The 20,739-nt window shown below is 67.3% G+C and carries 18 protein-coding genes; 3 read left to right on the top strand and 15 right to left on the bottom strand.

Annotation, left to right across the window (positions count from 1 at the left end; translation table 11 throughout):
- Positions 1-51: 51 nt before the first annotated feature.
- From IAG41_RS02250 to IAG41_RS02185, 14 genes are all read right to left on the bottom strand, one after another.
- Entirely contained in the window at positions 52-1,698 is a 1,647-nt protein-coding gene (locus tag IAG41_RS02250; protein WP_187726943.1) for a hypothetical protein, read from the bottom strand.
- Positions 1,699-1,827: 129 nt separating this feature from the next.
- The gene (locus tag IAG41_RS02245; RefSeq protein WP_187726942.1) at positions 1,828-3,720 is read right to left on the bottom strand and encodes an XrtA/PEP-CTERM system amidotransferase; all 1,893 of its coding nucleotides are present in this window, start codon (positions 3,718-3,720) and stop codon (positions 1,828-1,830) included.
- Positions 3,721-3,868: 148 nt separating this feature from the next.
- Positions 3,869-5,407, bottom strand: a complete 1,539-nt coding sequence (gene xrtA / locus IAG41_RS02240) for an exosortase A (protein WP_187726941.1) — start codon at positions 5,405-5,407, stop codon at positions 3,869-3,871.
- Entirely contained in the window at positions 5,404-6,630 is a 1,227-nt protein-coding gene (locus tag IAG41_RS02235; protein ID WP_187726940.1) for a TIGR03087 family PEP-CTERM/XrtA system glycosyltransferase, read from the bottom strand. The genes xrtA and IAG41_RS02235 overlap by 4 nt, the downstream gene beginning before the upstream one ends.
- Positions 6,630-7,703, bottom strand: coding sequence for a FemAB family XrtA/PEP-CTERM system-associated protein (locus IAG41_RS02230; RefSeq protein WP_187726939.1), 1,074 nt, complete (start codon positions 7,701-7,703; stop codon positions 6,630-6,632). Before IAG41_RS02230 ends, IAG41_RS02235 begins: the two co-directional genes overlap by 1 nt.
- Complete coding sequence (locus IAG41_RS02225; protein WP_187726938.1) at positions 7,700-8,542, bottom strand: XrtA system polysaccharide deacetylase; 843 nt, start codon at positions 8,540-8,542, stop codon at positions 7,700-7,702. The genes IAG41_RS02230 and IAG41_RS02225 overlap by 4 nt, the downstream gene beginning before the upstream one ends.
- Before the next feature lie 4 nt (positions 8,543-8,546).
- On the bottom strand, positions 8,547-9,641 hold the full coding sequence (locus IAG41_RS02220) for an ExeA family protein (RefSeq protein WP_187727836.1): 1,095 nt from the start codon (positions 9,639-9,641) through the stop codon (positions 8,547-8,549).
- 31 nt (positions 9,642-9,672) lie between these two features.
- Entirely contained in the window at positions 9,673-11,268 is a 1,596-nt protein-coding gene (locus tag IAG41_RS02215; protein WP_316251068.1) for a hypothetical protein, read from the bottom strand.
- Complete coding sequence (locus IAG41_RS02210) at positions 11,265-12,305, bottom strand: AAA family ATPase (protein WP_187726937.1); 1,041 nt, start codon at positions 12,303-12,305, stop codon at positions 11,265-11,267. The genes IAG41_RS02215 and IAG41_RS02210 overlap by 4 nt, the downstream gene beginning before the upstream one ends.
- 4 nt (positions 12,306-12,309) lie before the next feature.
- Positions 12,310-13,827 carry an XrtA system polysaccharide chain length determinant gene (locus IAG41_RS02205; RefSeq protein ID WP_187726936.1) on the bottom strand — a complete coding sequence of 506 codons (1,518 nt, stop codon included), beginning with the start codon at positions 13,825-13,827 and terminating at the stop codon, positions 12,310-12,312.
- Between the two features lie 12 nt (positions 13,828-13,839).
- Complete coding sequence (locus IAG41_RS02200) at positions 13,840-14,481, bottom strand: XrtA/PEP-CTERM system exopolysaccharide export protein (RefSeq protein ID WP_187726935.1); 642 nt, start codon at positions 14,479-14,481, stop codon at positions 13,840-13,842.
- Positions 14,482-14,618: 137 nt separating this feature from the next.
- Positions 14,619-14,822, bottom strand: a complete 204-nt coding sequence (locus IAG41_RS02195) for a hypothetical protein (protein ID WP_187726934.1) — start codon at positions 14,820-14,822, stop codon at positions 14,619-14,621.
- A gap of 66 nt (positions 14,823-14,888) precedes the next feature.
- On the bottom strand, positions 14,889-16,091 hold the full coding sequence (locus IAG41_RS02190; protein WP_187726933.1) for a pyridoxal-dependent decarboxylase, exosortase A system-associated: 1,203 nt from the start codon (positions 16,089-16,091) through the stop codon (positions 14,889-14,891).
- A complete protein-coding gene (locus tag IAG41_RS02185; protein ID WP_187726932.1) occupies positions 16,088-17,575 on the bottom strand; it encodes an acyl-CoA ligase (AMP-forming), exosortase A system-associated in 1,488 nt (495 codons plus the stop codon). Before IAG41_RS02185 ends, IAG41_RS02190 begins: the two co-directional genes overlap by 4 nt.
- Before the next feature lie 107 nt (positions 17,576-17,682).
- Here IAG41_RS02185 and IAG41_RS02180 point away from each other — a divergent pair, with 107 nt between their 5' ends.
- Genes IAG41_RS02180 through IAG41_RS02170 form a run of 3 tightly spaced genes read left to right on the top strand, consistent with a single transcriptional unit; the run spans position 17,683 to position 19,369 of the window.
- The gene (locus IAG41_RS02180) at positions 17,683-17,955 is read left to right on the top strand and encodes an acyl carrier protein (protein ID WP_187726931.1); all 273 of its coding nucleotides are present in this window, start codon (positions 17,683-17,685) and stop codon (positions 17,953-17,955) included.
- Complete coding sequence (locus tag IAG41_RS02175; RefSeq protein ID WP_187726930.1) at positions 17,952-18,590, top strand: hypothetical protein; 639 nt, start codon at positions 17,952-17,954, stop codon at positions 18,588-18,590. Before IAG41_RS02180 ends, IAG41_RS02175 begins: the two co-directional genes overlap by 4 nt.
- Positions 18,578-19,369 carry a hydrolase 1, exosortase A system-associated gene (locus IAG41_RS02170; protein WP_187726929.1) on the top strand — a complete coding sequence of 264 codons (792 nt, stop codon included), beginning with the start codon at positions 18,578-18,580 and terminating at the stop codon, positions 19,367-19,369. The genes IAG41_RS02175 and IAG41_RS02170 overlap by 13 nt, the downstream gene beginning before the upstream one ends.
- Before the next feature lie 348 nt (positions 19,370-19,717).
- Here IAG41_RS02170 and trxB read toward each other — a convergent pair whose 3' ends face one another.
- Positions 19,718-20,689 carry a thioredoxin-disulfide reductase gene (gene trxB, locus IAG41_RS02165; protein ID WP_187726928.1) on the bottom strand — a complete coding sequence of 324 codons (972 nt, stop codon included), beginning with the start codon at positions 20,687-20,689 and terminating at the stop codon, positions 19,718-19,720.
- Between the last annotated feature and the right edge of the window lie 50 nt (positions 20,690-20,739).

The raw sequence follows: 20,739 nt of genomic DNA, 5'->3' as shown, positions 1-20,739 counted from the left end.
GTCTCCTGAACGGGTCGCCGAAGGCATTACCGCCGTTCGACCAGGCCAATCCTAGCTGGCGCGGATCGAATACAGGGTCGCGTTGCTGATCGCGTAGACGGCACCATCGGCGCCCACCAAGGTCGGCGTATAGGCCTGGCCGAGTCCGGAGTTGAGCCGCACGCTCTGCGACAGCGTGTTCGTCACGAGGTCCCAACGATACAATATGCCGTCCTCGTTGTTCGCGAGGATCGACTTGCGCGCTGGGTCCGCGGCCATCGTGTTGATGCACCATTCGCGCCGCGCCGTGGCCGAACCGGCGTCCAGCGTCGGCCCGAGGATCGTCAGCACTTCGCGCATCACCTGCACGCTCGGCACGATGGTATCGGCCTGGCTGGTCTTCGGGTCGAGTATGGCGAGCCGATTGAGCCCGTTGCCCGTGCCCACGCCGTTATAATTGTTGTACTTCTGCGCGAGCAGATAGGTCGACGTGCCAGCATAGGACGGCACCATCGACGCGGGAATCACGCTGGGCGACACGTCCCAGCCGAAACTGCCCGGCACACCCACCGGATTGAGCAAGGCATCGAACTGCAGCAGCCAGCCCCGCGCGTTGTGGGTCGGGAACTGCGCTTCCAGCACACCGTAGAACACGCGGCCGTCAGGGCCGACCACCGGCGAGGCCGTGCCGTCGTCGCTGAGGCGTGCGGGGGCAAGCAGGTTCGGATCGATCAACGCGACCCTGGCGCGGGTCGCGAGCGTGGTGCTGTCGAGCGCGAGCAGGAAGCCCGTCTGTGTCGCATTCGTCGAGCCCCTGTTCACCGCGATATAGACCGTGCCGCCATCGATCGAGATCGCCGGCGCGCAGTTCATCACGGGCTTCTGGATCGAGGGGTCGACGGCTGCCGTGGCGGCGCTCACCCAGATGCCCGTGCCGTCGGGCGAGACCCGGGCGATGCCGCTGACCAGCCCCGCCGGGTTCGCGCCGGTCACCTGGAAGCCGAAGAAGAGGTTGCCCTGCGCATCGGCCGTCAGCGGCGTGTTGATGAACACGGTGCTGTCGAACGCGGCGGGATTGGCGTTGTACACAGCCGCACCGTAGAACAGCTGCGCTGCGAATGTGCCGTTGGCCGCGTCCGCGTCGGCGCGGATCAGCAGCTTGCCGCCCGCACCCGGCGCATAGAGGCGGCCCTGCTGCGTGAGCAGCAGGTTGTAGGGCGGCAGCCAGTTGCGCGGGGGCATGACATAGTCGGTGGTGGCCGACCACAAGAGTGCGCCGGTCGCTCCGTCGCGGCCTTCGACGCGATAGCCGCCGGTGGCGGTGGTCTTCACCGGGATTACCACGGTGTTGTGCGTCGTCACGACCGGCGAGCCATAGTGCGTGAGCAGCGCGCCGGACGGGGTATATTGCGGGGCAAGGTCGACGGCGGAGGTCCAGGCGATGTGCCCGAGATCCTGCGATGCGATCGCGCTCACCGCCGTGTGCTGTGCATCATGGCCGTAGCTGAACCATGCAGGCCCCGTCACCGGCGTCGGGGTGGGCGTAGGCGTGGGTACCGGGGTCGGCGCCGGCGTGGGCGTCGGGGACGGCGTGGGCGACCCGCCGCCGCTGCTGCTGCATGCGGCAAGCACGGCGGTCGACGACAGCATCACCAGCGTGCTGCGGCGCGAAACGAGCGTGGGGGAAACGGGAGCGGGGGGGATACGAAAGTGGCTCATAGTACCGCCAGCATACTCTTTCGTTGGATTAATGCACCACGTCGTGTCCCCGGTGGATCTTCAGCTTGGCTCAAAGCGCGTAACGCCCAGCGCGATGCCGCAATCCACCAAGAGCAGACGTCACCAACATCACCCGAACAGCCGCGCAAGGCTGCGTTCCAGCATCAGCAGCTGCCATAAGGTGCGGCCATGCTCGGCACGGCCGGCGCGGTGGTCATCGGCGAGCCTTGCGATCGTCTTCGCGTCGAACCAGCCGGTCCCCACCAGCACTGGCGATTGCGCCAGTCCCGCCGCCTCCTCGGCCAGACCCTTGCGGAACCACGCGCTCACTGGCGTCACGAACCCCATTTTGGGGCGATAGAGGATCTCCTTGGGCAGCCAGGGCTCCAGTGCCTTCTTCATCAGCCACTTGCCCTGCCCCGCCCGGATGCGGAGCGATGGCGGCAGCGTCGCGGCGAACTGAACGAAGCGATAGTCGAGCAGCGGCTCGCGCGCCTCCAGGCTCACCGCCATGCTCGCGCGATCCACCTTGGTCAGGATGTCGCCCGGCAGCCAGTGCTTGATATCGGCATATTGCGCGCGGTCGAGCCCGTCGCGCGCCGGCGCGCGGCGCATCGTATCGACATAGCGCTGCTCGGCGCTGTGCCCGTTCAGTGCCTTGATCGCCTCCAGGCTATAGAGCTTGCGGCGCAGCGCCGGGCCGGTGACGCCCACCGCCTTGGGATAGGCAAACTCACCCCCTTCGGCGAGCGCGAGCAAGGTCGTCTTGGCGCGAAACGGGCGCGGCGCCCAATCGGCCTTGGGGTAGAGCCGGCCGAGCGTGCCGAACACGCTCGAGCGGAATTGCTGCGGCAGCAGCGCGCGCATCCGCTCCTCGGCCGCGAAGAACTTGTAGCGGCGATAGCCCGCCATCGCCTCGTCCGCGCCATCGCCCGACAGCGCCACCGTGACGGTCTCGCGAGCGAGCTGACAGACACGATAGGTCGGCAGGGCGGACGCATCGGCAAAGGGCTCGTCGAACGCCGCAACCAGCGTGTCGATCAGCCCGAAATCGTCCGAATCCACGGTGCGGATATTGTGGCTGGTCGCGAAACGGTCGGCGACGATCTGCGCGTGCGAGGTCTCGTCATGATCGGCCTCGTCGAAGCCGATCGTACAGGTCTTGACCGCGGCGCGGCTCGCCTCGGCCATCAGCGCGACCACCGCCGAACTGTCGACCCCGCCCGAGAGGAACGCACCCAGCGGCACGTCGGCGATCATCCGCGAGCGCACCGCGGCGCGCATATGCTCGACCAGTTCGGCTTCGAGATCGCGTACCTTGCCGGTCGCACGCTTGGAGAAGTCGATATCCCACCAGCGCACCGGATCGGGCACCGGTCGGCCACGCTCGATCAGCAGAAAATGCCCGGCAGGAAGCTTCTTCACCCCCGCGAGCATCGACGCATCGTCGGGTACGTAACCGAGACCCAGATAATCCTCGACTGCGCGAAAATCGGGCGTGCGACGGAACAAAGGATGCGCGAGCAGCCCCTTCAGCTCGGACGCGAAGGCCACCGCGCCGTCCGAAAGCTCGACATAATGGAGCGGCTTCACGCCGAACCGGTCGCGCGCCAGGAACAGGCTTCGCCGCCCGGCATCGTAGAGCGCGAAGGCGAACATGCCATTCAGCCGGTCGAGCATGTCCGGGCCCCAGGCGCGCCAGCCATGGAGCAGCACTTCGGTATCGCTGTCGGTCTGAAAACGCGCGCCCAGTCTCTCCAGCTCGGCGCGGACCTCCTGGAAATTGTAGATCTCGCCATTGTAGGTGACGACCACTTGGCTGTCAGGTGTCGCCATCGGCTGGACACCGCCTTCCAGGTCGATGATCGCAAGCCGGCGATGCCCCAGTCCGACTCCCGGCGCCGTCCACACGCCCGACCCGTCGGGGCCGCGATGCGCCAGAGCGTCGGTCATCGTCACGATGCGCGCGGGATCGACCGGCTTGGCGATGGCGGGGTAGTACAAGCCAGCGATGCCGCACATTACCGGACATCCTCCCCATACATCGTCATCCCCGCGAACGCGGGGACCCAGCTCCTTTGCTGGTCGGTGGAGCATCCCGTCGGCTTACAGTGTGGCACGTGCACAAGTTGGGTCCCCGCTTTCGCGGGGATGACGAAGTTGGACACGGTCAGCGCGTGCCGGCCATGCGGTCGGCGAGCCTCTCCACCGGGCCCAGCGCCTTCAGGAACGCCTGGATACTGTCACGCGCAGCGGCGTCGTCGGTCTGTTCGGCGGATACCAGCACCGCCACGGCGGCCTGGTTGCCGCCCAGCAGCTTGGCCTTCAATGTTTCCAGCTTCACGCGCTTGTCGCTCCCGGTCAGTACGTCACCGAGCCGGTACCAAGTCACAACCTCGCGTTCTACCCTCCCCGGCCCCGTCATGCGCATCGCCGCACCCCGCGCAAAGCCCGGTTCGTCTTCTATCCGCACCCAGCGGTCATTTTCACGGATCGCGCCGATGCCGAACCCGACCAGCTCCTTGCCCTCGTGCTGCGTGCCATAGACCGCAACGGCGAGGTCGACCGCCCTGCCCTGGCCATCGGCATAGCGCCCGATCAGGAAATGATCGGCGCCGGGATAATGGGGCGACCAGGGCGCGCTAGTGCTCATCGCCACGCGCTGCCAGCCCGGCACCTGCGGCAGCTCGACGCGCGCGGGAAGCGGCGCGGCGCGCGCGGCGATCAGGCTCGACCAGCCGAGGAACAGGCTCGCAACGGTCAACACCAGCAAGGCTCCGATCGGTGCTTCGATCTTCCGCCCAACGGGCGCCTGGAGCTTCGCCGGATCGAACCACGCCGCATCGGGATCGCGATCGAACCATTTCCAGCCGATCGCCAGCACCGCCGCCATCACCAGCCCGAAGAACACCCAGCCATAGACGATATGATCCAGCCCCGTGGCGCGCTCGACCGAGGTCCACCAGGCGACATAGATAGTCCCGAACGCGCGCAGCCCGTTGGCGATGATCGGCACGACGATCGCCATCGCCATGAACGCCGCGCGGCGCGGCCAGGCGACGTAACAGACGTTCGCGACGAGCACCCCATAGGCGACCATCGCGATGAGGAACTTGGCGCCGGAACAGGCCTCGGCGATCTCGAAATTGCCATTCGGGGTCGTGATCAGCACGCCGTCCACCGTCGCCGGCACCCCGAAAACGTGCAGCAGCGGCATCACCATCGCGATCGTGATGTCCTGTAGCGGCCCCTCGAGGAACTCGCCGAAGGGCACCAGGAAGAGCATATACGTCAGCGGAAACAGGAGTGCTCGGCTCACGTTCAGCCCCAGCACCGTCACCGCCGCGCCCTGGAGCATCACGATCAGCCCGGCGTGGCGGAACAGCGCCACGCTCGATGCGTCACCGACGATCCAGCTCAATCCACCCGCCGCGACCAAAGCCAGCCCGGGCCACCATCCCTGCGGCGTCACCAGCGCCAGCTCGCGCCGCCGCTGCCAGACCAGCCAGGCGATCACCGGCGCCACGAACAGGCAGTGGCCGAAGGTCGTGTTGGTCCAGTAGATCGTCGCGAGATCGCCGGTGTCGTGGCGGAACAGCAGCAGCAGCGCCACCCATGCACTCGCCAGGATCGCAGCATGTCGCTTCCAGTTTGCGTCGAACCGCGTGTGCGCCGGAGACATCGCCTGCGCGGGGATCGCTGCCGTCATGCCGCCGTCCTCCGCGCCATGCGCTCGGCCTTGGCCGCGCGCAGCGGCAGGCCCAATACCGCGTCGAGCGGCGCCAGGCGGGCCTCCCAACTATAGCGTTCGATCACCTGCCGGCGGGCCACAGCGCCGAGTTCCGCTGCCTCGGCGGGGCGTGAAAGCAGGTCATTCACCGCATCGGCGATCTCGGCGACGCTCGATCCCACGCGGATCGTTCCTCCATGATCGAGCCCTTCGGCCGCCGCGCTCGACGCGACCACCGGCCGCGCCATCGCCATGCCTTCGAGGACCTTGTTCTGGATGCCCCGCGCCATCTTGAGCGGCGCGACCACCACCGAAGCCGCCGCCAGCCAGCCGCGTACGTCGTTCACAGGTCCGGTCACCGTCACGCCCGGCAATTTGGCGAGCGCCTTCACCGCATCGCTCGGCGCGCGGCCGACGATCGCGAAGCGCGCCTCGGGATGGACCAGCCGGATGTGCGGAAAGATCGCCTCGGCGAACCAGGTCACCGCCTCGATATTGGGGCGGTAGTCCATCTGGCCGGTGAACACGACCAGTGGGTCCATCGTCTCGATCCGGCGGAATTCGGCGGTGGGATCATAATATTCGGTGTCGATGCCATTCTCGATCACATGGACGCAGTCCGCGCCGGTGCGGTCGCGAAACAGCTGCGCCTCGGCCTCGCTCACGAACAGGCTGGCATCCGCACGCGCCGCGACATGCTTCTCGAACTGCTGGAGCAAATTCGCCTCGCGGCGATGCACCCACGACATCGGCCAGCGGGTAGTCTTCGAATAGGCGGCGAACTTGGCCGAATCCATGTCGACGAAATCCATGATGACGCGCTGGCGCGGCCGCGCCGGCAGATACTGCGCCATCTGCCCGGAGAAGATGAAGATCGTGTCGATCGCGTGCCGCGCGAGGATATTCTCGACCGACAGCCGCAGCGCCGCATTGTCGAACGCAACCACCGATATCGGCCGCCGCGAGGCCAGCGCGCGCAGGCCGGCGACGACGCCCGCCTTCGATCGCCACACGATCGAGCGGTTGCCGGTATAGCGCTTCAGCCCGTCCTTCTGGCGAAGATCCGCCGGATCATCGGCAAAGGCGATCAGGTGCACGCGCTTCTTGGTCGAGAGATATTTGAGCAGGTGGAAGCCACGGATCTTGTCCCCGCGGTTCGGCGGATAGGGCACCCGGTGCGCGAGGAACAATATGTCGCCCATCACCCCAGCCCCTGCGAGATCCACGGACCGACGCGATTGGCCAGCCACAGCGGCAGCTTCTTCCAGGTCTCGACCTGGAGCCGGTATTTGGGATCGAGCGGATTGACGCTGCGCGGTGGCGCGCCATCGGTGGTGCGCGCGAAATAGGTCAGCGGCTCGGGCTCGAAGCCCCAATTCTTCTTGAATGCGGCGGCGCCGGTCCCGGCCTTCGAGCGCCCGAAATCGAACTTCGTGCAACCCCGCTCGCGCGCATGCCCCATCAGCGCGAAATACATGGCATCGTTGGCGCGCAGCGTCCGCGCCGCGGCGGTGCCTCCACCCCAGTAAGGATAGACCGTGCCGTTCCAATAGAGGCTCAACACGCTCGCCACTGCCACCCCCCGGTGCCGGACCAAAAGCAGATCCGCAGCACTATCAAATTCGCGCAGAACTTCGGAAAAAAGATTCAGGGGAAATACGGGCGTGCCGAGATTGCGGACGCTCTCGGCATAAACGGCATAATGCGCGCGCACATCGCCCAGGTGACGCCCGGCGAGCACCTCCAGATCGTTGCCCAGCGTACGCCGGACCTCGGCGCGCTGCTTGCGCGGGATCGCGAGCAATTCGGCCTCGTCGTCGACCGCAAGGTCCCGGACAAAGCCCAGATAGGTCGTGTCGTCGATATGCCAGGCCTCGCCGGGCCGCGCGCCGCCACGCAGCTCGACCCTCGGGCAGCAGAGCCGGGCCGCCAGCGCCCAGGCCGCTTCACCCAGTTCGACCACCGCCGCCGGCGTATCGGCCAATATGCCGCCGCCCACGCCGAACCCGGTCGAAACCAGCGCCCGGCCGAACAAAGGCGAATGCATCTCGGTGAGTGGCAGCACCCCGACGATCTCGCTTTTGCCGCGCTCGGCGATCAGATAATGGCTGCGCTGGCGGCATCCGCGCGCCACCGCCACGCTCCACGCGGGCAAATGAAACGGCGTCCCCTGCGCATGATCCTGCACCCAGGCGCCGATCCGCGCACCATCGATCGCATCCCCCAGATCGGCGAGCCGCACGCCGATCGGTCGCTTCAGCATCGGCGCGTTCATTGCGGCCGCCGCATCGCCTCGGCCGCGACCTGGTCGATCCGGCCCCAGCGATGCCCGGCGATCAGCTTTTCGAGCTTGCCCGCCATCGCGCCCAGCCGCGAATAATGCCGCAGCCTGGATTTGAACGGCGCATCGGTCACGCGCGGCTGGCCGGGATCGATCTCCCAGGGGTGGAAATAGAAGATCGCCGCGCGGTTGAGATGATTGGCCCGGCGGACCGCGCGATGCGTGACCCCCGACGGCAACAGGCGGAAGAAGCCGCCGCCCGCGGTGATTTCCTTGCCCAGGAAGCGCGCGATCGTGATCGGCAGCTCGATCAGCTCGGATCCGCACACCGGCTGGTGCGCGCCACGCGGCGCGTCGGGCCAGCCATAATGGTCGTGCCGGATCGGCGCGATGCTCGACGAATAGAGATAGCCCTCGTCCGCGAGCACCTCGTGCGCCCAGGGCGTGCGGGTGTCGATCGAGAAGCTAGGCGCGCGATAGCCGGTGACGGCGACGCCCGCGGCATCCTCCAGCGCGGTGCGTGCCGCGGCCAGATCGGCGCGGAATTGCTCGGGCCCCATGGTGAAGACGCGACGATGGTCCCAGCCATGGCTGGCGACTTCATGCCCTGCCTCGGCGATGCGCCGGATCAGCGCCGGATAGCGCTCCGCCACCCATCCCAGGGTGAAGAAGGTCGCCTTGACCCCGCCGGCGTCGAACAGCGCCAGCACCTTGTCGGTATTGGCCTCGACGCGATGCTCGAGCGAATCCCAGTCGTCGCGCGAGATCGTGTTCTCGAACGCGCCGACCTGAAACCAGTCCTCGACGTCGACCGAGAGCCCGTTGGTGATCATGTCCTCAGACCGTGGTTCGGCGCAGCGCGGAAATGTCCGGCCGCTCGCCCTCGCCATTCTCTACCCAATCGACCAGCAACGCCAGCACGCGCCGCAGCGCCTCGTCCTGCTGGCGCACCTGCGCCTCGAGCTGCGCGACGCGCTGCTCGACATCGCCGCCTTCCGCCACCGCATCGGTCTTCCGCCGACGCGGCTGAACGGGTTCGGGCGGTACCGGGGTGCCCATCGGCATCGGCGCCGGGGTGCGGTTCGGGAAGGCCTCGGCGATGCGGCTGTGCGCGCGGCCCGGCGTGTCATTGTCGAGGTCCGCGATCACCGCGCCGACCTCATGCCCACCGAAGCTGTCGATCTGCTCGACCGCGCCAAACAGCAATACGCGGCTGGCAAGCTGGTTCACCCGACGCGGAATGCCGCCCGACCAGCGATAGATCGCCTCGATGCCGTCATTGGTGAAGCGCGGGCGGCCGCGCCAACCGACGCAGGAAAGCCGATGGATCAGATAGGGCTCGACCTCGTCGGCATCCATCGGCGCCAGATGATGCATCGCGATCACGCGCTGGCGCAATTGCTCGAACTGCGTCTCATGCAGCGTCAGGCGGAACTCGGGCTGGCCGAGCAGGAAGATCTGAAGCAGCGGATAGCCGCCGGCCTGGAAGTTGGAGAGCATGCGCAGCTCTTCCAGGCTCTCAAACGGCAGCGCCTGCGCCTCGTCGACCACCAGAAGGGTACGCTTGCCGTTGCGCGCCATCGTATGCAGCCCGCGCTCGATCGCCGCGAGCATCGTCGCCTTGGAAAGCTCCGAGGCATCGACCTGGAGACCGGCGCAGACCAGCCGCAGCAGCTCGTCGGGCTCGAGCTGCGCGGAGACGATCTTGATGACGTTCAGCCGCTCGCTGTCGATCTCGGCGAGCAGATGGCCCATCAGCGTGGTCTTGCCCGCGCCGGGATCGCCGGTAATCACGACAAAGCCCTCGCCCTGGCTCAGGCCATAGCCGAGATAGGCCATCGCCTTGCGGTGCGTGGCCGTATCGAACCAGAAATTGGGATCGGGCGTCAGCTGGAACGGCCGGCCGCTCAATCCGTAATGGTCGTCGTACATCGTCATTCACTCCGCGAGAGCAACGCTCCCTTTAGAATCCGTAACGCATTGCGAGCAGCGCCTGGGCCGATGTGCTGCTGTCGCCGTCGCGATCGAAGCCGAATATGCCCGCCGAAATTGTTGCCCCCAAATGTCCGAAGCTATGCGTATACGCAGTATTCGCGCCCCAGCCGAGGATGCCGTCATTGCCCGGCAGATCGGTGTTGTAATAGCTGGCGAACACGCTGCTGCTCAGCTGGCCGTTGCGGCCGATATCGGTCGACGCGAAGAACTGGCCATAGATGCTCTCGTCCTCGATGCCGTTCAGCGTGAAGGCACCGGGTATGTTGGGCGCGATGAAGGTGCGCCTGGCATAGCCGCCGCCGATGCCGAACCGGGTGTTGCCGCGGTTGAGCACCGCCACGCCGGCGACGCCGCGCGCGCGATAGGCGGAGGTCACCGCGGAGGCGAAGATGCTGTTCAGGCACCCGCCGGTCGCGCTGCCCACGGTGCCGTAGATGCAGCCGCTGAACTGGTTGCCGAACGGATCGGTGGTGGTGACGAACGCGGTCGGCAGCGTCGACAGGCTGCCGTTCAGCTGCTGGCCGAAGCTCTCGACGCTGTCATAGACGCCGATCTGCACGCCGCTGCCCGGGCCCATCTGATAGCTGAACGAGCCGGTATAGCTCATCGAGCCATAGCGGCGGCCCACGCGCGCTTCCAGGAAGGTGCGCGTGCTCGGGCGCCAGATCACGCCGGCATCCCAGAAGACGCCGCTCAGGTCATAGGCGATCCGGCGCGGCGAAGACTTGTCGGTGACGAAGCGGCCATGCGAATCGAGCACCGGATCGCCGATGCCGTTCAGCACCGGATCGCGCTGGCTGATCTGGATCTGCTCATAGCCGACGCCCGCGGTGAGCGCGACGCCACGCGCGACCGGCAGCACCACGTCGCCGCGGCCATATTTGCCCTCGAAGCGCTGGTCGAGCTGGCCGGCATCCTCACGCGTGAACGATCCGCTCGCGGTGATCCCGACCGGTAGCACCGTGCCCGACTTCACGCCAACACTGGCGGTCGCCACATGCACCTTCGAATCGTCGTAATAGTCGAGCCGCGGCTGGTTGGCCGGCACCCCCGTATCGCCCGGCGCCTCGACCTTGGTATAGCCGAAGCGATAGGCCGCGTTGATAAACATGTGGCCGAGATTCGTCGCCAGGCTCGGCCCGGCATATGCCGAATAGACCTGGCTCACATTGCGTGTGTTGCCGGCGAAACTCTGCGGCGCATCGCCCCGGATATCCGCGCGGGTGCGCGTCGCGATCGCGCCGCCTTCGATGGTCAGTCCCGGAGCAACCACCGCCTTGGCGCGGGCAAGGCCGCTATGCGTGTGATCGTCGGTCAGATTGTCGTCGTAGGAGAAGCGATGCTCATACTGGTAGCTGATCTGCACCTCGACGCGGCGCGTATGCACCGATGCGTCGATGCCGGCGCTCAGCGTCGAATAGGTGAGCACGTCGCCGCCGCTCCCCAGATCGGCAGCGAGCACCTGGCTCGCCTCGATATAGGGCGTCACCTGGACGCGGCGCTGTGCGTTCACGGGCTGGATCGCGAGCGCCAGGATGCCGGCGGCGATGCCGAAGCGGATCACTTTCCCGTCTCCTCGTAATAGCTGCCGAAGCGGCGGCCGGCGGGCTGGAACGACACCGAGTTGAGGACGAGCTGGATATGCTCGCAGCCGTCGAGCGCGGCGACGGTGGCGCGCAGGTCGCTCTCGCTGGTGCGGTCGGCGCGGACGACGAGCATCACCTGCCCGGCATGGAGCGCCAGCACCGATGCCGGCGAGGCCGCGAGCGCGGGAGGCGAATCGAAGATCACGATGCGGCGCGGATTGGCCGCGGCCAGCTTGTCGAGAATGCGACGCGCCTTGTCGCTGGCCAGCAATTCGGTGTCGCTGACGCTGCGCGTGCCGGCGGGGAGAACCGACAGCTGGGGAACGTCGGTGTCCAGGATGCAGTCCTCGACATCCACGTCGCCGGTCAGTGCGTCGAGCAGGCCCGGGCCCTGTGGCAGGCCCAGCCGCTCAAGGATGTCGGGCTTGGCGAAATCGGCATCGACCAGCAGGATCTCGACGTCCTTCTCGGCCGACATCGAGAGTGCGAGGTTGATCGCGCAGAAGGTCTTGCCCTCGTCGGGCTGCGCCGAGCAGACCAGGATCATCCGTGCGCGATCGGCATCCGCCCCCGCCACGGCGCGGGCGGTGAGCAGAAGCTGGCGCTTCACCATGCGGAATTCCTCCGCCAGCGGAGTGATCGGCCCGCCCGGGACGAGCATCCCCGCCTCGGCCAGGGCATCGCGGTCGATCGGCGCCGAGCGGCGGACGCCGGGCTGCACCATCGCCGACGCCGGACGGATGAGGGGTTCGGCAACCGGCGCGGGCGCCGACGCAATCACCGGCTCGGGCGCGGGCGTCTCGACTTCATGGCCGCGGCGCAGCAGAGGACCCTCGCGCTCCTGCGCGGCAGGCGCCTGGACCGGCTGCGCCGGAGGAGCATGCTGCGGAGCCGGCGCCGGTTCAGGTACGGCGAAGGTCGGCTGGTTGCCGGTGCCCGGAACCGCGAACTGGTTCTGCGCCGCCGCCCGTTCGAGCAGCGATCCGCGATAGCGGCGGGGGGTATGTTCGTTCATCGGCTCAGGCCCCCATGCCGCGCTGGACGAATTCGACGCCGACCAGCCCTAGATAGGCCAGGCCCAGCGCGCCCAGCCCGCCCGCGAACAAGGTCAGTCGCTGGCGGCGGAGCGCCACCTGCGCGGCGGTCACGACTTCGCCGATCGATCCGATCACCGGCAGCCCGCTCGCCTTTTCCAGCCGCGCCGCGGTGTCGAACGTACTGCGAAGCTTGCCGAGCGCGAACGCCGCGGCCACGCCGGCGCCCAGGCCCGCGATCAGCACTGCAGTCAGCAGCAGCGGCCGATTGGGCGCGGTCGGCGCGCGCGGCTGGGTGGGTGGATCGATGACACTAAACTTGACCGCGTCGGTCTCGGTCTGCGCCTGGCTGTTGATCCGCACCTGCTCGCGGTCGGTGAGCAATTTGTCATACTGGTCCTTGAGCACGCTGTATTCGCGCTCGATCTGACCCTGCTCGGCGGCAACGCCCGGCGAATCGGCGATCTTGGCGTTGAGCGCGGCGAGATCGCCCTCGATCTGCGCCTTGCGCTGGTTGAGCGCCGCGACCTGCGAAGCCTTGTCGGCCTGCATTGAGCGCAGGCTCAGATACAGCGGGTTGCCGGTGGCGCCGCCGCCATTGCTGATCACGGGCTCGCTGCGCGCCGCGGCCGTGGCCGCCGAAAGCTGGCTCTTGAGCGCGATCACGTCGGGATGATTGTCGGTCCAGCCCTTGGCCCGCGCATCGGCGAGCTGGCCCTGGATCGCCGCCAGCCTTGCACGGGCAGGTCCCGCCATCGCGGTACCGGCGGCGCCCGGCACATTGGCCGCGGTCCCCGCCATCTGCCCGTTGATCGCGGCGAGGCTGCTCTGTGCCGCCGCCAGGTCGGACTGGATCTGCGCCAGCTGCGTCCGCGCTGCGCCGATCCGGTCGTCGAGCGATCCGGTACCCGGCAGCGCGCCCAGATAGCGCGACTGGAAGTCCGCCTTCTTGGCCTCGGCCTCCTGCAGCGCCTTCTGGCGCACGTCGAGCTGCTGGTCGAGGAAGCGCAGCGACTGGCTGGTCTGGTCCCGATTGTCGGCCAGATTGTCCTCGACGAAGATGTCGATCAATTTCTGCGCGATCTGGCGCGCCATCTTGCCGTTCGGACCGGTCACCGCGATCTCGAACAGATTGTCCTGCTGCGCGGTGAGCTTGATCGCCTTTTGCAGCCCGGCCACCCGGTCTGCGACGTCGCGGTCGGTCGCAACGGTCTTCGCCATGTCGGTGCCGCGCACGACCTTCTCCAGGTTCACCGCGCTGGTCAGCGTCTGGCGGATCCGGTCGATGTCCTTCTGCTGCTCCAGCGCAACATTGCCGGTCTGGGTCGGCAGGATCTGGCGGAGCTGCACGAAGACGCGCGCCCGCGATTCATATTGGTTGGGCATCTGCGACACGACCATCCAGCCGGCCACGCAGATCGCCCAGGCCACCGCCAGCGCCACCCAGCGCTTCATCCACACCGCATGCAGCGCGGCGCGCACTTCGTCGTAAAGGCTACCCACCCGCGCGGCCCCTTAGAACATGCTCTGGGGGATGATCACGACGTCGCCCGGCTCGAGCTTGACGTTGGCCGAGGTATCGCCGTCCTTGAGCAGGTCGGCCAGGCGCAGGCGGAATTCGGTCTGCTTGCCGGTCTGCTTGTCGTAGCGGATAAGCCGCGCGCGGTTGCCCGAGGCGAATTCCGAAAGCCCACCGACCGAGATCATCGCGTCGAGGATCGTCATATTGGCGCGGTACGGCAGCGAAGCCGGCTTCTCGGTCGCGCCGACGACGCGGACCTGCTGGCTGTAGGTGCCCGAGAAATTCTCGACGATCACCGATACGATCGGGTCCTTGATATACTCGCCGAGTGCGATCTTGAGGTCGTCCGCCAGCATCGCCGGGGTCTTGCCGACCGCGGGCATGTCGCTGATCAGCGGCGTGGTGATGCGGCCGTCGGGACGCACCTGGACCTTGGCCGAGAGCTCGGGATTGCGCCACACGAAGACGTTGAGCTGGTCCAGCGGCCCGATGACATATTGGTCGCTCGGCGCCTCGCGGCCGGCGACGAAGGCGGCTGCCGGCAATTCGGGCCGGCCCCCGCTGCTGCAACCCGAAAGCAGCACGGCACCCAGCACCGGCACCGCGATTCCCCTGGTCACTGACGAAAAAAACATGCTCGAGCTCCCCGTCCGCGCGGGGGGAGGCGGCGCCAACGTCTCGGCAGCCAACCCGCGCAGGATCAGCCGCAGCTATGCGCGGGAGAGGTAAAGATAGCGTTAGGCGCTAAATGGCGCGGAAACCGGACAAAACGTCAGGCGGAGTTGAGGCGAGCCCGCACTTCATCATCAAGTTCTTTCACGTCCTGATGTTCTTTGTTGATGAAATAGATTCGGGTCCCGTCGCGAAGCGGTCCGACAAGCGGGCCCTCGGTAGGCACCGGAGAAAATTTCAGTATCTCCGCCGTATTGATCGAAACCGGAGAATCGTCGGGGCGCGTGAATTTAACAAATGCCATCTTTCCTCTCCCAATTGCGGGAAAGAAGAATGGCCCAAATTCTCACCAACGCAAGTAATCGCCACTCTATTCGATCAGGAACTCTTCCGCCGGCGGATGCCCAAGAAACGCCGAAGGACTCGCCGTCGCGCCATAGGCCCCGGAGGCGAAGATCGCGATCAGATCGCCCACCTGCGCCTGTGGCAGCGCCACCCGATCCGCCAACCGATCCAGTGGCGTACAGAGCGGCCCGACCACGCTCACCACTTCCTCGGCCGCATCTTGCATCCGGTGCGCCAAGGCGACCGGATAGTTGCGGCGCACCACGGTGCCGAAATTGCCCGTCGCGGCGAGATGGTGGTTGAGCCCGCCGTCGACGACCAGGAAGGTCTCGCTTTGGCTCACCTTGCGATCGACGACGCGCGCCAGATAGACGCCCGCCTCGCCGACCAGCCAGCGCCCCAGCTCGATCGCGAACGCCGATCCGGACAGCACGCCCGGCAGCGCCGCCAGTGCCTCGCCCAGCGCGGCGCCGATCGCCTCGACGTCCACCGGCGCGTCGCCGGGAAAATAGGGAATGCCGAACCCACCTCCCAGATTGACCAGCGGCGGCGGCGCGCCGCACGCCTCGGCCAGCCGCGCGGCCAGATCGATCGTCGCCGCCTGCGTCGCGATGATCGCGTCGGTATCGAGCGATTGCGACCCCGCGAAGATGTGCAGCCCGCGCCATTCGGCGCCCTCGCCGAGGATCCGCTCGACGAGCACAGGCACATGCGCGCTCTCGATCCCGAAGGGCGATGCGCGCCCGCCCATCTTCATCCCCGATCCGCGCAGTTCGAAATCGGGGTTCACGCGCACTGCCAGCCTTGGCCGCACGCCCAGCGCCTTGCCGATCGCCAGCGCACGCTGTCCCTCGGCGATCGATTCCAAGTTGATCGTCACCCCCGCGCGGACCGCCGCATCGAGTTCCTCGTCGCGCTTGCCCGGCCCGGCAAAGCTGATCGCGTCCGCCGTCATGACGTCAAGCGCCCGTGCCATCTCTCCTGCTGAAGCTACGTCCAGCCCGTCGACCAGCGGCGCGATCGCGGCGAGCAGCGGCGGGAACGGATTCGCCTTGATCGCATAGTGCACCGCGACACGCTCCGGCAGCGCCGCCCGAAGCCGCGCCACGCGCGCCCGTGTCACCGCGAAATCATAGACATAGGCCGGCGTCGCCACGTCCAGCCAGGGCAGCGCATCCAGCCCGGCGAACTCGGGAGGGATCGGACCGAAGGGCTTGGGATTGCTCATGCCAGCCCCGCCTTCAGCGCCGCGCGGTCGAGCTTGCCATTGGCGTTGCGCGGCAATTCGTCGCGCCATTCGTAGCGCGCCGGCTGCATGAAGCTCGGCAGCTCGCGCCGCAGCCGCTCGCGCAGGTCGTGCTCGCGCGCGCCATCGCCCCGCGCCACCACCACGATCGCCTGGCCCAGGCGGGTGTCCGCCACGCCGAACGCCGCCGCCTCTGCGGTCTCGTCGCCCGAGAGCACCGCTTCCTCCACCTCGGTCGGGCTGATCCGGTTGCCGGCAGACTTGATCATCTCGTCGTCGCGCCCGACGAAGCGCAGCAGTCCGTCTTCGCCCTCGATCACCGTATCTCCGGACCACACCGCCATGCCCCCGCTTGTGGCGAAGTTCGGCGCCGGACGGAAGCGCTGCGCGGTCCGCTCGGAATCGCGCCAATAGCCCTGCGCCACCAACGGCCCGGCATGGACAAGTTCGCCCTGTCTGGCACGCCGCCCCTCGCCATCGACCACGAGGATCTCCGCGAACGGGATCGCCCGCCCGATCGAATCCGGGTTCGCATCCACAAGCGACGGATCGAGATAGGTCGAGCGGAACGCCTCGGTCAGGCCGTACATCGGATAGAGCCGGGCCTGGGGGAACCGCTCGCGCAGCCCCTTCACCATCGCCCGGGTCAGCGCTCCGCCCGAATTGGTCAGCCGCTTGAGCCGTGCAGCCGTCGCCGCCGGCCATTCGGCTTCGAGCAGCTGCACCCACAGCGGCGGTACCCCCGCCAGCGTCGTGACCGCGAAGCGCTCGACCGCCTTCACCACGTCGCGGGCGGTCAGATAGTCGAGCGGCACCACCCGCGCGCCCGCGGCCCAGGTCGAGAAGAGCTGGTTCTGCCCATAATCGAAGCTCAGCGGCAACACGCCCAGCACGCGATCCTCAGATTCTATCTGAAGATAATGCGCCACGCTAATGGCACCCAGCCATAAATTGGCGTGGCTAAGCATCACGCCCTTGGGCCGCCCCGTCGATCCCGAAGTGTAGAGGATGGCCGCCAGCGCGTCGGTGTCAGCGCGCGAAGGCGGCAGGACATCGCTCGAGATCAATTCCTCCTCGGCCACGATCCGACAGTCCGCGGGCACATCGCCGGGCTCCAGCGCCGGGAACCGCGCGCCTTGCGTCACCAGCACCCGCGCGCCGCTATCGGCCAGGATATGCGCCACCTGCGCGCGCTTGAGCACCGGATTGACCGGCACATGGATCAGCCTTGCGCGCGGCGCCGCCAGCGGCATCATGCAGGCGGTCCGCGTCTTGGGCAGCCAGGTCGCCACCCGCTCGCCAGGCGCCAGCCCTAGCCCGCTCAGCCAGTGCGCCATGCCGCCCACTGCCGCCTCGAGCGCGGCGTAGGTGAGCGTCCCGCCCTTGTCCTCCAGCGCCACCGCATCGGGCTGCCCACGCAACGGCAGCGTGTCGATCGGGTGCGGAACGGGGTCGAGCGCGATCATCCGTGCCACCCTTAGGGTCCGCGCTCGGTACCGGCAACGGAGGCTCCCCTTGGCAGCGCCTCCGCCAACCCTTACGGAGCCGAAAAAACACCGCTAGGGGACAGGCCTTGCAACCCGATGGGTCGCCGATAGTCGAAAACACCGTCCGCGACGTGCTGCGCGACGTGCTGGGATTAAGCGAGGAGCGCGCTGCCGCGTTCCGCGAGGACACGCCGTTATTCGGCGCGCTGCCCGAACTCGATTCGCTCGCCGTGGCGGGCGTGCTCACCGAGATCGAGGACCGGCTCGGCATCCTGATCGAGGATGACGAGGTCGATGGCGAGATGCTCGAGACCTTCGGCGCCCTCACCCGCTTCGCCGCCGCCAAGGCCTTGGGGTGATCGAAACCTATGACTGGGCCGGCGGCCGCGAGGCGATGCTTCGCTTCGGCCCGCCGGAAGGCCCGGTCGTAGTCGCAGCGCTGCCGCTGCTTGAGGAAGCCAATCGCACTCGCACTTTTGTGGTCACGATCCTGCGCGCGCTGGCGGAGCGCGGGATTGCCGGCGCTCTGCCGGACTTGCCGGGGCAAGGGGACAGCGTCGTCCCCACCCACCAGATTGCGATCGCCAATCTTCGCTCCGCCTTCGCCGACACCGCCCGCGCCACCGGCCGCCGAGCCTATTCGATCGCCATTCGCAGCGGCGCGCTGCTCGACAGCAAGGCGATCCTCGCGGGTCGCTGGCACTTCAGCCCGCAGACCGGGCCGGAGTTGCTCCGTGAGCTCAGCCGCGTCCGGCAAGCCGGCGGCGGCGATGATTTTGCGGGAAACAGCCTGTCTTCGGCCTTCCTCACCGAGCTCGGCAATGCCGGTCTGGAAGCGGCCCGCACGATCCGCCTCGATTCCGATCCGAAGAACGCCGATGCGCGCTTTGCCGGCGCCCCGCTCTGGCGCCGCGCCGAACCCGACAACGATCCCGCGCTCGCCGCCCTGTTCGCCGACGATATCGCCGCCTGGGTCCACGCATGCGAAGCCTGATCGCCTTCCCCTGTGCCGGCGAAACACTGCTCGGCACGCTCGACGGGACACCCGGCCCCACCGGCCTCCTGATCGTCTCGGGCGGCAACGAGATCCGCATCGGCGCACATCGCGGCATGGCATTGCTTGCCCAGCGCGTCGCAGAGGCGGGGCATTCCGTGTTTCGCTTCGATCGCCGCGGCATCGGCGATTCCACCGGCGAGAATCGCGGCTATGAAAGCAGCGCGGACGACATCGTCGCCGCTGCCGCCACGTTCCGCGCCGAAACCGGCGTCACCCGGATCGTCGCCTATGGCAATTGCGACGCCGCCACCGCGCTCGCCTTCTTCCACAAGCCGGCCGGCATCGATGCGTTGCTGCTCGCCAATCCCTGGGTGATCGAACCGACCGACGATCTGCCCCCCGCCGCCGCGATCCGCTCGCATTACGCGCAGAAGCTGCGCGACCCGCGCGAGTGGCTCCGCTTGCTCCGTGGTGGAGTGAATATCGCCAAACTGTTCAAGGGCCTGATCAAGGTTTCCCAAAAACAATCTGAAGTCCCGGACGGCATTCCTGCTCGCCTCGCCCGGACGCTCGCATCGGCGCAAGTACCGATCACCGTCCTGCTGGCCAAAGGCGATAACACTGCGATCGCCTTCGCCGATGCGTACAAGTCACCGGCGTTCGAACCCGGCCGTCCGCGCATCCGCATCGAGCAGCTCGACAGCGCCAGCCACAGCTTCGCCTCGGCCACCGACAAGGACTGGCTGTTCGCGAAGGTGCTGGCGGCGCTCGCCTGAACCACCACCCATCCGTCACCCCGGCCGAAGTGCCGGGGTCCACCCATCGTCGAGGCGAGATGTAGAGCCTGAAAGGGCTCGCGCCCGGCACAATGGACCCCGGCACAAGGCCGGGGTGACGAAGGGGATTTCACCCGACGCCGCCGGCCTACAGCAATCTTGCGATGTAGGATTTCACCTGCAATCCCGTGCAGGCTCTTTCTCATCCTGAATATAGTCCGCTCGCGCGCAGGCGCGCAGCCACGGGGAATCTGCGACATTTGCGACTTTAGGGTAATATACTACCGCTCGGAGGCCTGTTTCTGCGGCAAGGAGATTTTCCACATAGCAGGTGTCAACCGTGTCAACTTACTCCGCCGCCTGCGCCACCGTCTCGAAGTCCGCTTCGGCCAGGAAGCGCTCCGAATCGAGCGCCGCCATGCAGCCCGTTCCCGCCGCGGTCACCGCCTGGCGGTAATGCTTGTCCATCACGTCGCCGCACGCGAACACGCCGGGAACACTGGTCTTGGTGGTGCCCTTCTCGACGACGATATAGCCGTCCGAATCGAGTTCGATATGGCCGCGGAACAGCTCGGTCGCCGGGTGGTGGCCGATCGCGACGAAGCCGCCATCGACTTCGACCGTCGAAAGCTCGCCGGTCACCGTGTCCTTGAGCTCGATGCCCACCAGGCCCTCGGGCTGGCCGCCGCCGACGAAACGCTCGACCTTCTTGTTCCACATCACGTTGATCTTCTCGTTCGCGAACAGGCGATCCTGCAGGATCTTCTCGGCCCGGAAGGAATCGCGGCGGTGGATCAGGGTCACGTCATGGCTGTGGTTGGTGAGGTAGAGCGCCTCCTCCACCGCGGTATTGCCGCCGCCGATCACCGCCACCTTCTTGCCGCGGAAGAAGAAGCCGTCGCAGGTCGCGCAGGCGCTGACGCCCTTGCCCTTCAGCAGCTCTTCCGAATCGAGCCCCAGCCAGCGCGCCTGGGCACCGGTGGCGATCACCAGCACGTCGCCCAGATAGACGGTCCCGCCATCGCCCACCATGCGGAACGGGCGCTGGGAGACGTCGACCTCGACGATCGTATCCCACATCATCTGCGCGCCGACATGCTCGGCCTGCGCCTGCATCTCCTGCATCAGCCACGGCCCCTGGATGACGTCGCGGAAGCCGGGATAATTCTCGACATCGGTGGTGGTCATCAGCTGGCCGCCGGGCTGGATGCCCTGGACGACGATCGGCGCGAGACCGGCGCGCGCGCCATAGATGGCGGCAGACAGGCCGGCGGGCCCCGATCCGAGGATCAGCATGCGAGTGGAGTGCGTGGCGGTCATCAATGTCTTCCGAATCTGGGATGCCGCTTCTAGGGGGAGCGCATCGTCGG

Origin of the sequence: Sphingomonas sp. JC676, from assembly GCF_014489075.1 — a bacterium.
GTDB lineage: Bacteria > Pseudomonadota > Alphaproteobacteria > Sphingomonadales > Sphingomonadaceae > Sphingomonas.
The sequence above is the reverse complement of the archived record's forward strand: the minus strand, read 5'-3'. Positions and strand labels throughout refer to the sequence as shown.

What these genes read in the sequence shown, in the direction of transcription:
- IAG41_RS02250 (WP_187726943.1), bottom strand. Translation starts at nt 1,698, where the DNA reads ATGAGCCACTTTCGTATCCCCCCCGCTCCCGTTTCCCCCACGCTCGTT.
- IAG41_RS02245 (WP_187726942.1), bottom strand. Translation starts at nt 3,720, where the DNA reads ATGTGCGGCATCGCTGGCTTGTACTACCCCGCCATCGCCAAGCCGGTC.
- xrtA (WP_187726941.1), bottom strand. Translation starts at nt 5,407, where the DNA reads ATGACGGCAGCGATCCCCGCGCAGGCGATGTCTCCGGCGCACACGCGG.
- IAG41_RS02235 (WP_187726940.1), bottom strand. Translation starts at nt 6,630, where the DNA reads ATGGGCGACATATTGTTCCTCGCGCACCGGGTGCCCTATCCGCCGAAC.
- IAG41_RS02230 (WP_187726939.1), bottom strand. Translation starts at nt 7,703, where the DNA reads ATGAACGCGCCGATGCTGAAGCGACCGATCGGCGTGCGGCTCGCCGAT.
- IAG41_RS02225 (WP_187726938.1), bottom strand. Translation starts at nt 8,542, where the DNA reads ATGATCACCAACGGGCTCTCGGTCGACGTCGAGGACTGGTTTCAGGTC.
- IAG41_RS02220 (WP_187727836.1), bottom strand. Translation starts at nt 9,641, where the DNA reads ATGTACGACGACCATTACGGATTGAGCGGCCGGCCGTTCCAGCTGACG.
- IAG41_RS02210 (WP_187726937.1), bottom strand. Translation starts at nt 12,305, where the DNA reads ATGAACGAACATACCCCCCGCCGCTATCGCGGATCGCTGCTCGAACGG.
- IAG41_RS02200 (WP_187726935.1), bottom strand. Translation starts at nt 14,481, where the DNA reads ATGTTTTTTTCGTCAGTGACCAGGGGAATCGCGGTGCCGGTGCTGGGT.
- IAG41_RS02195 (WP_187726934.1), bottom strand. Translation starts at nt 14,822, where the DNA reads ATGGCATTTGTTAAATTCACGCGCCCCGACGATTCTCCGGTTTCGATC.
- IAG41_RS02190 (WP_187726933.1), bottom strand. Translation starts at nt 16,091, where the DNA reads ATGAGCAATCCCAAGCCCTTCGGTCCGATCCCTCCCGAGTTCGCCGGG.
- IAG41_RS02185 (WP_187726932.1), bottom strand. Translation starts at nt 17,575, where the DNA reads ATGATCGCGCTCGACCCCGTTCCGCACCCGATCGACACGCTGCCGTTG.
- IAG41_RS02170 (WP_187726929.1), top strand. Translation starts at nt 18,578, where the DNA reads ATGCGAAGCCTGATCGCCTTCCCCTGTGCCGGCGAAACACTGCTCGGC.
- trxB (WP_187726928.1), bottom strand. Translation starts at nt 20,689, where the DNA reads ATGACCGCCACGCACTCCACTCGCATGCTGATCCTCGGATCGGGGCCC.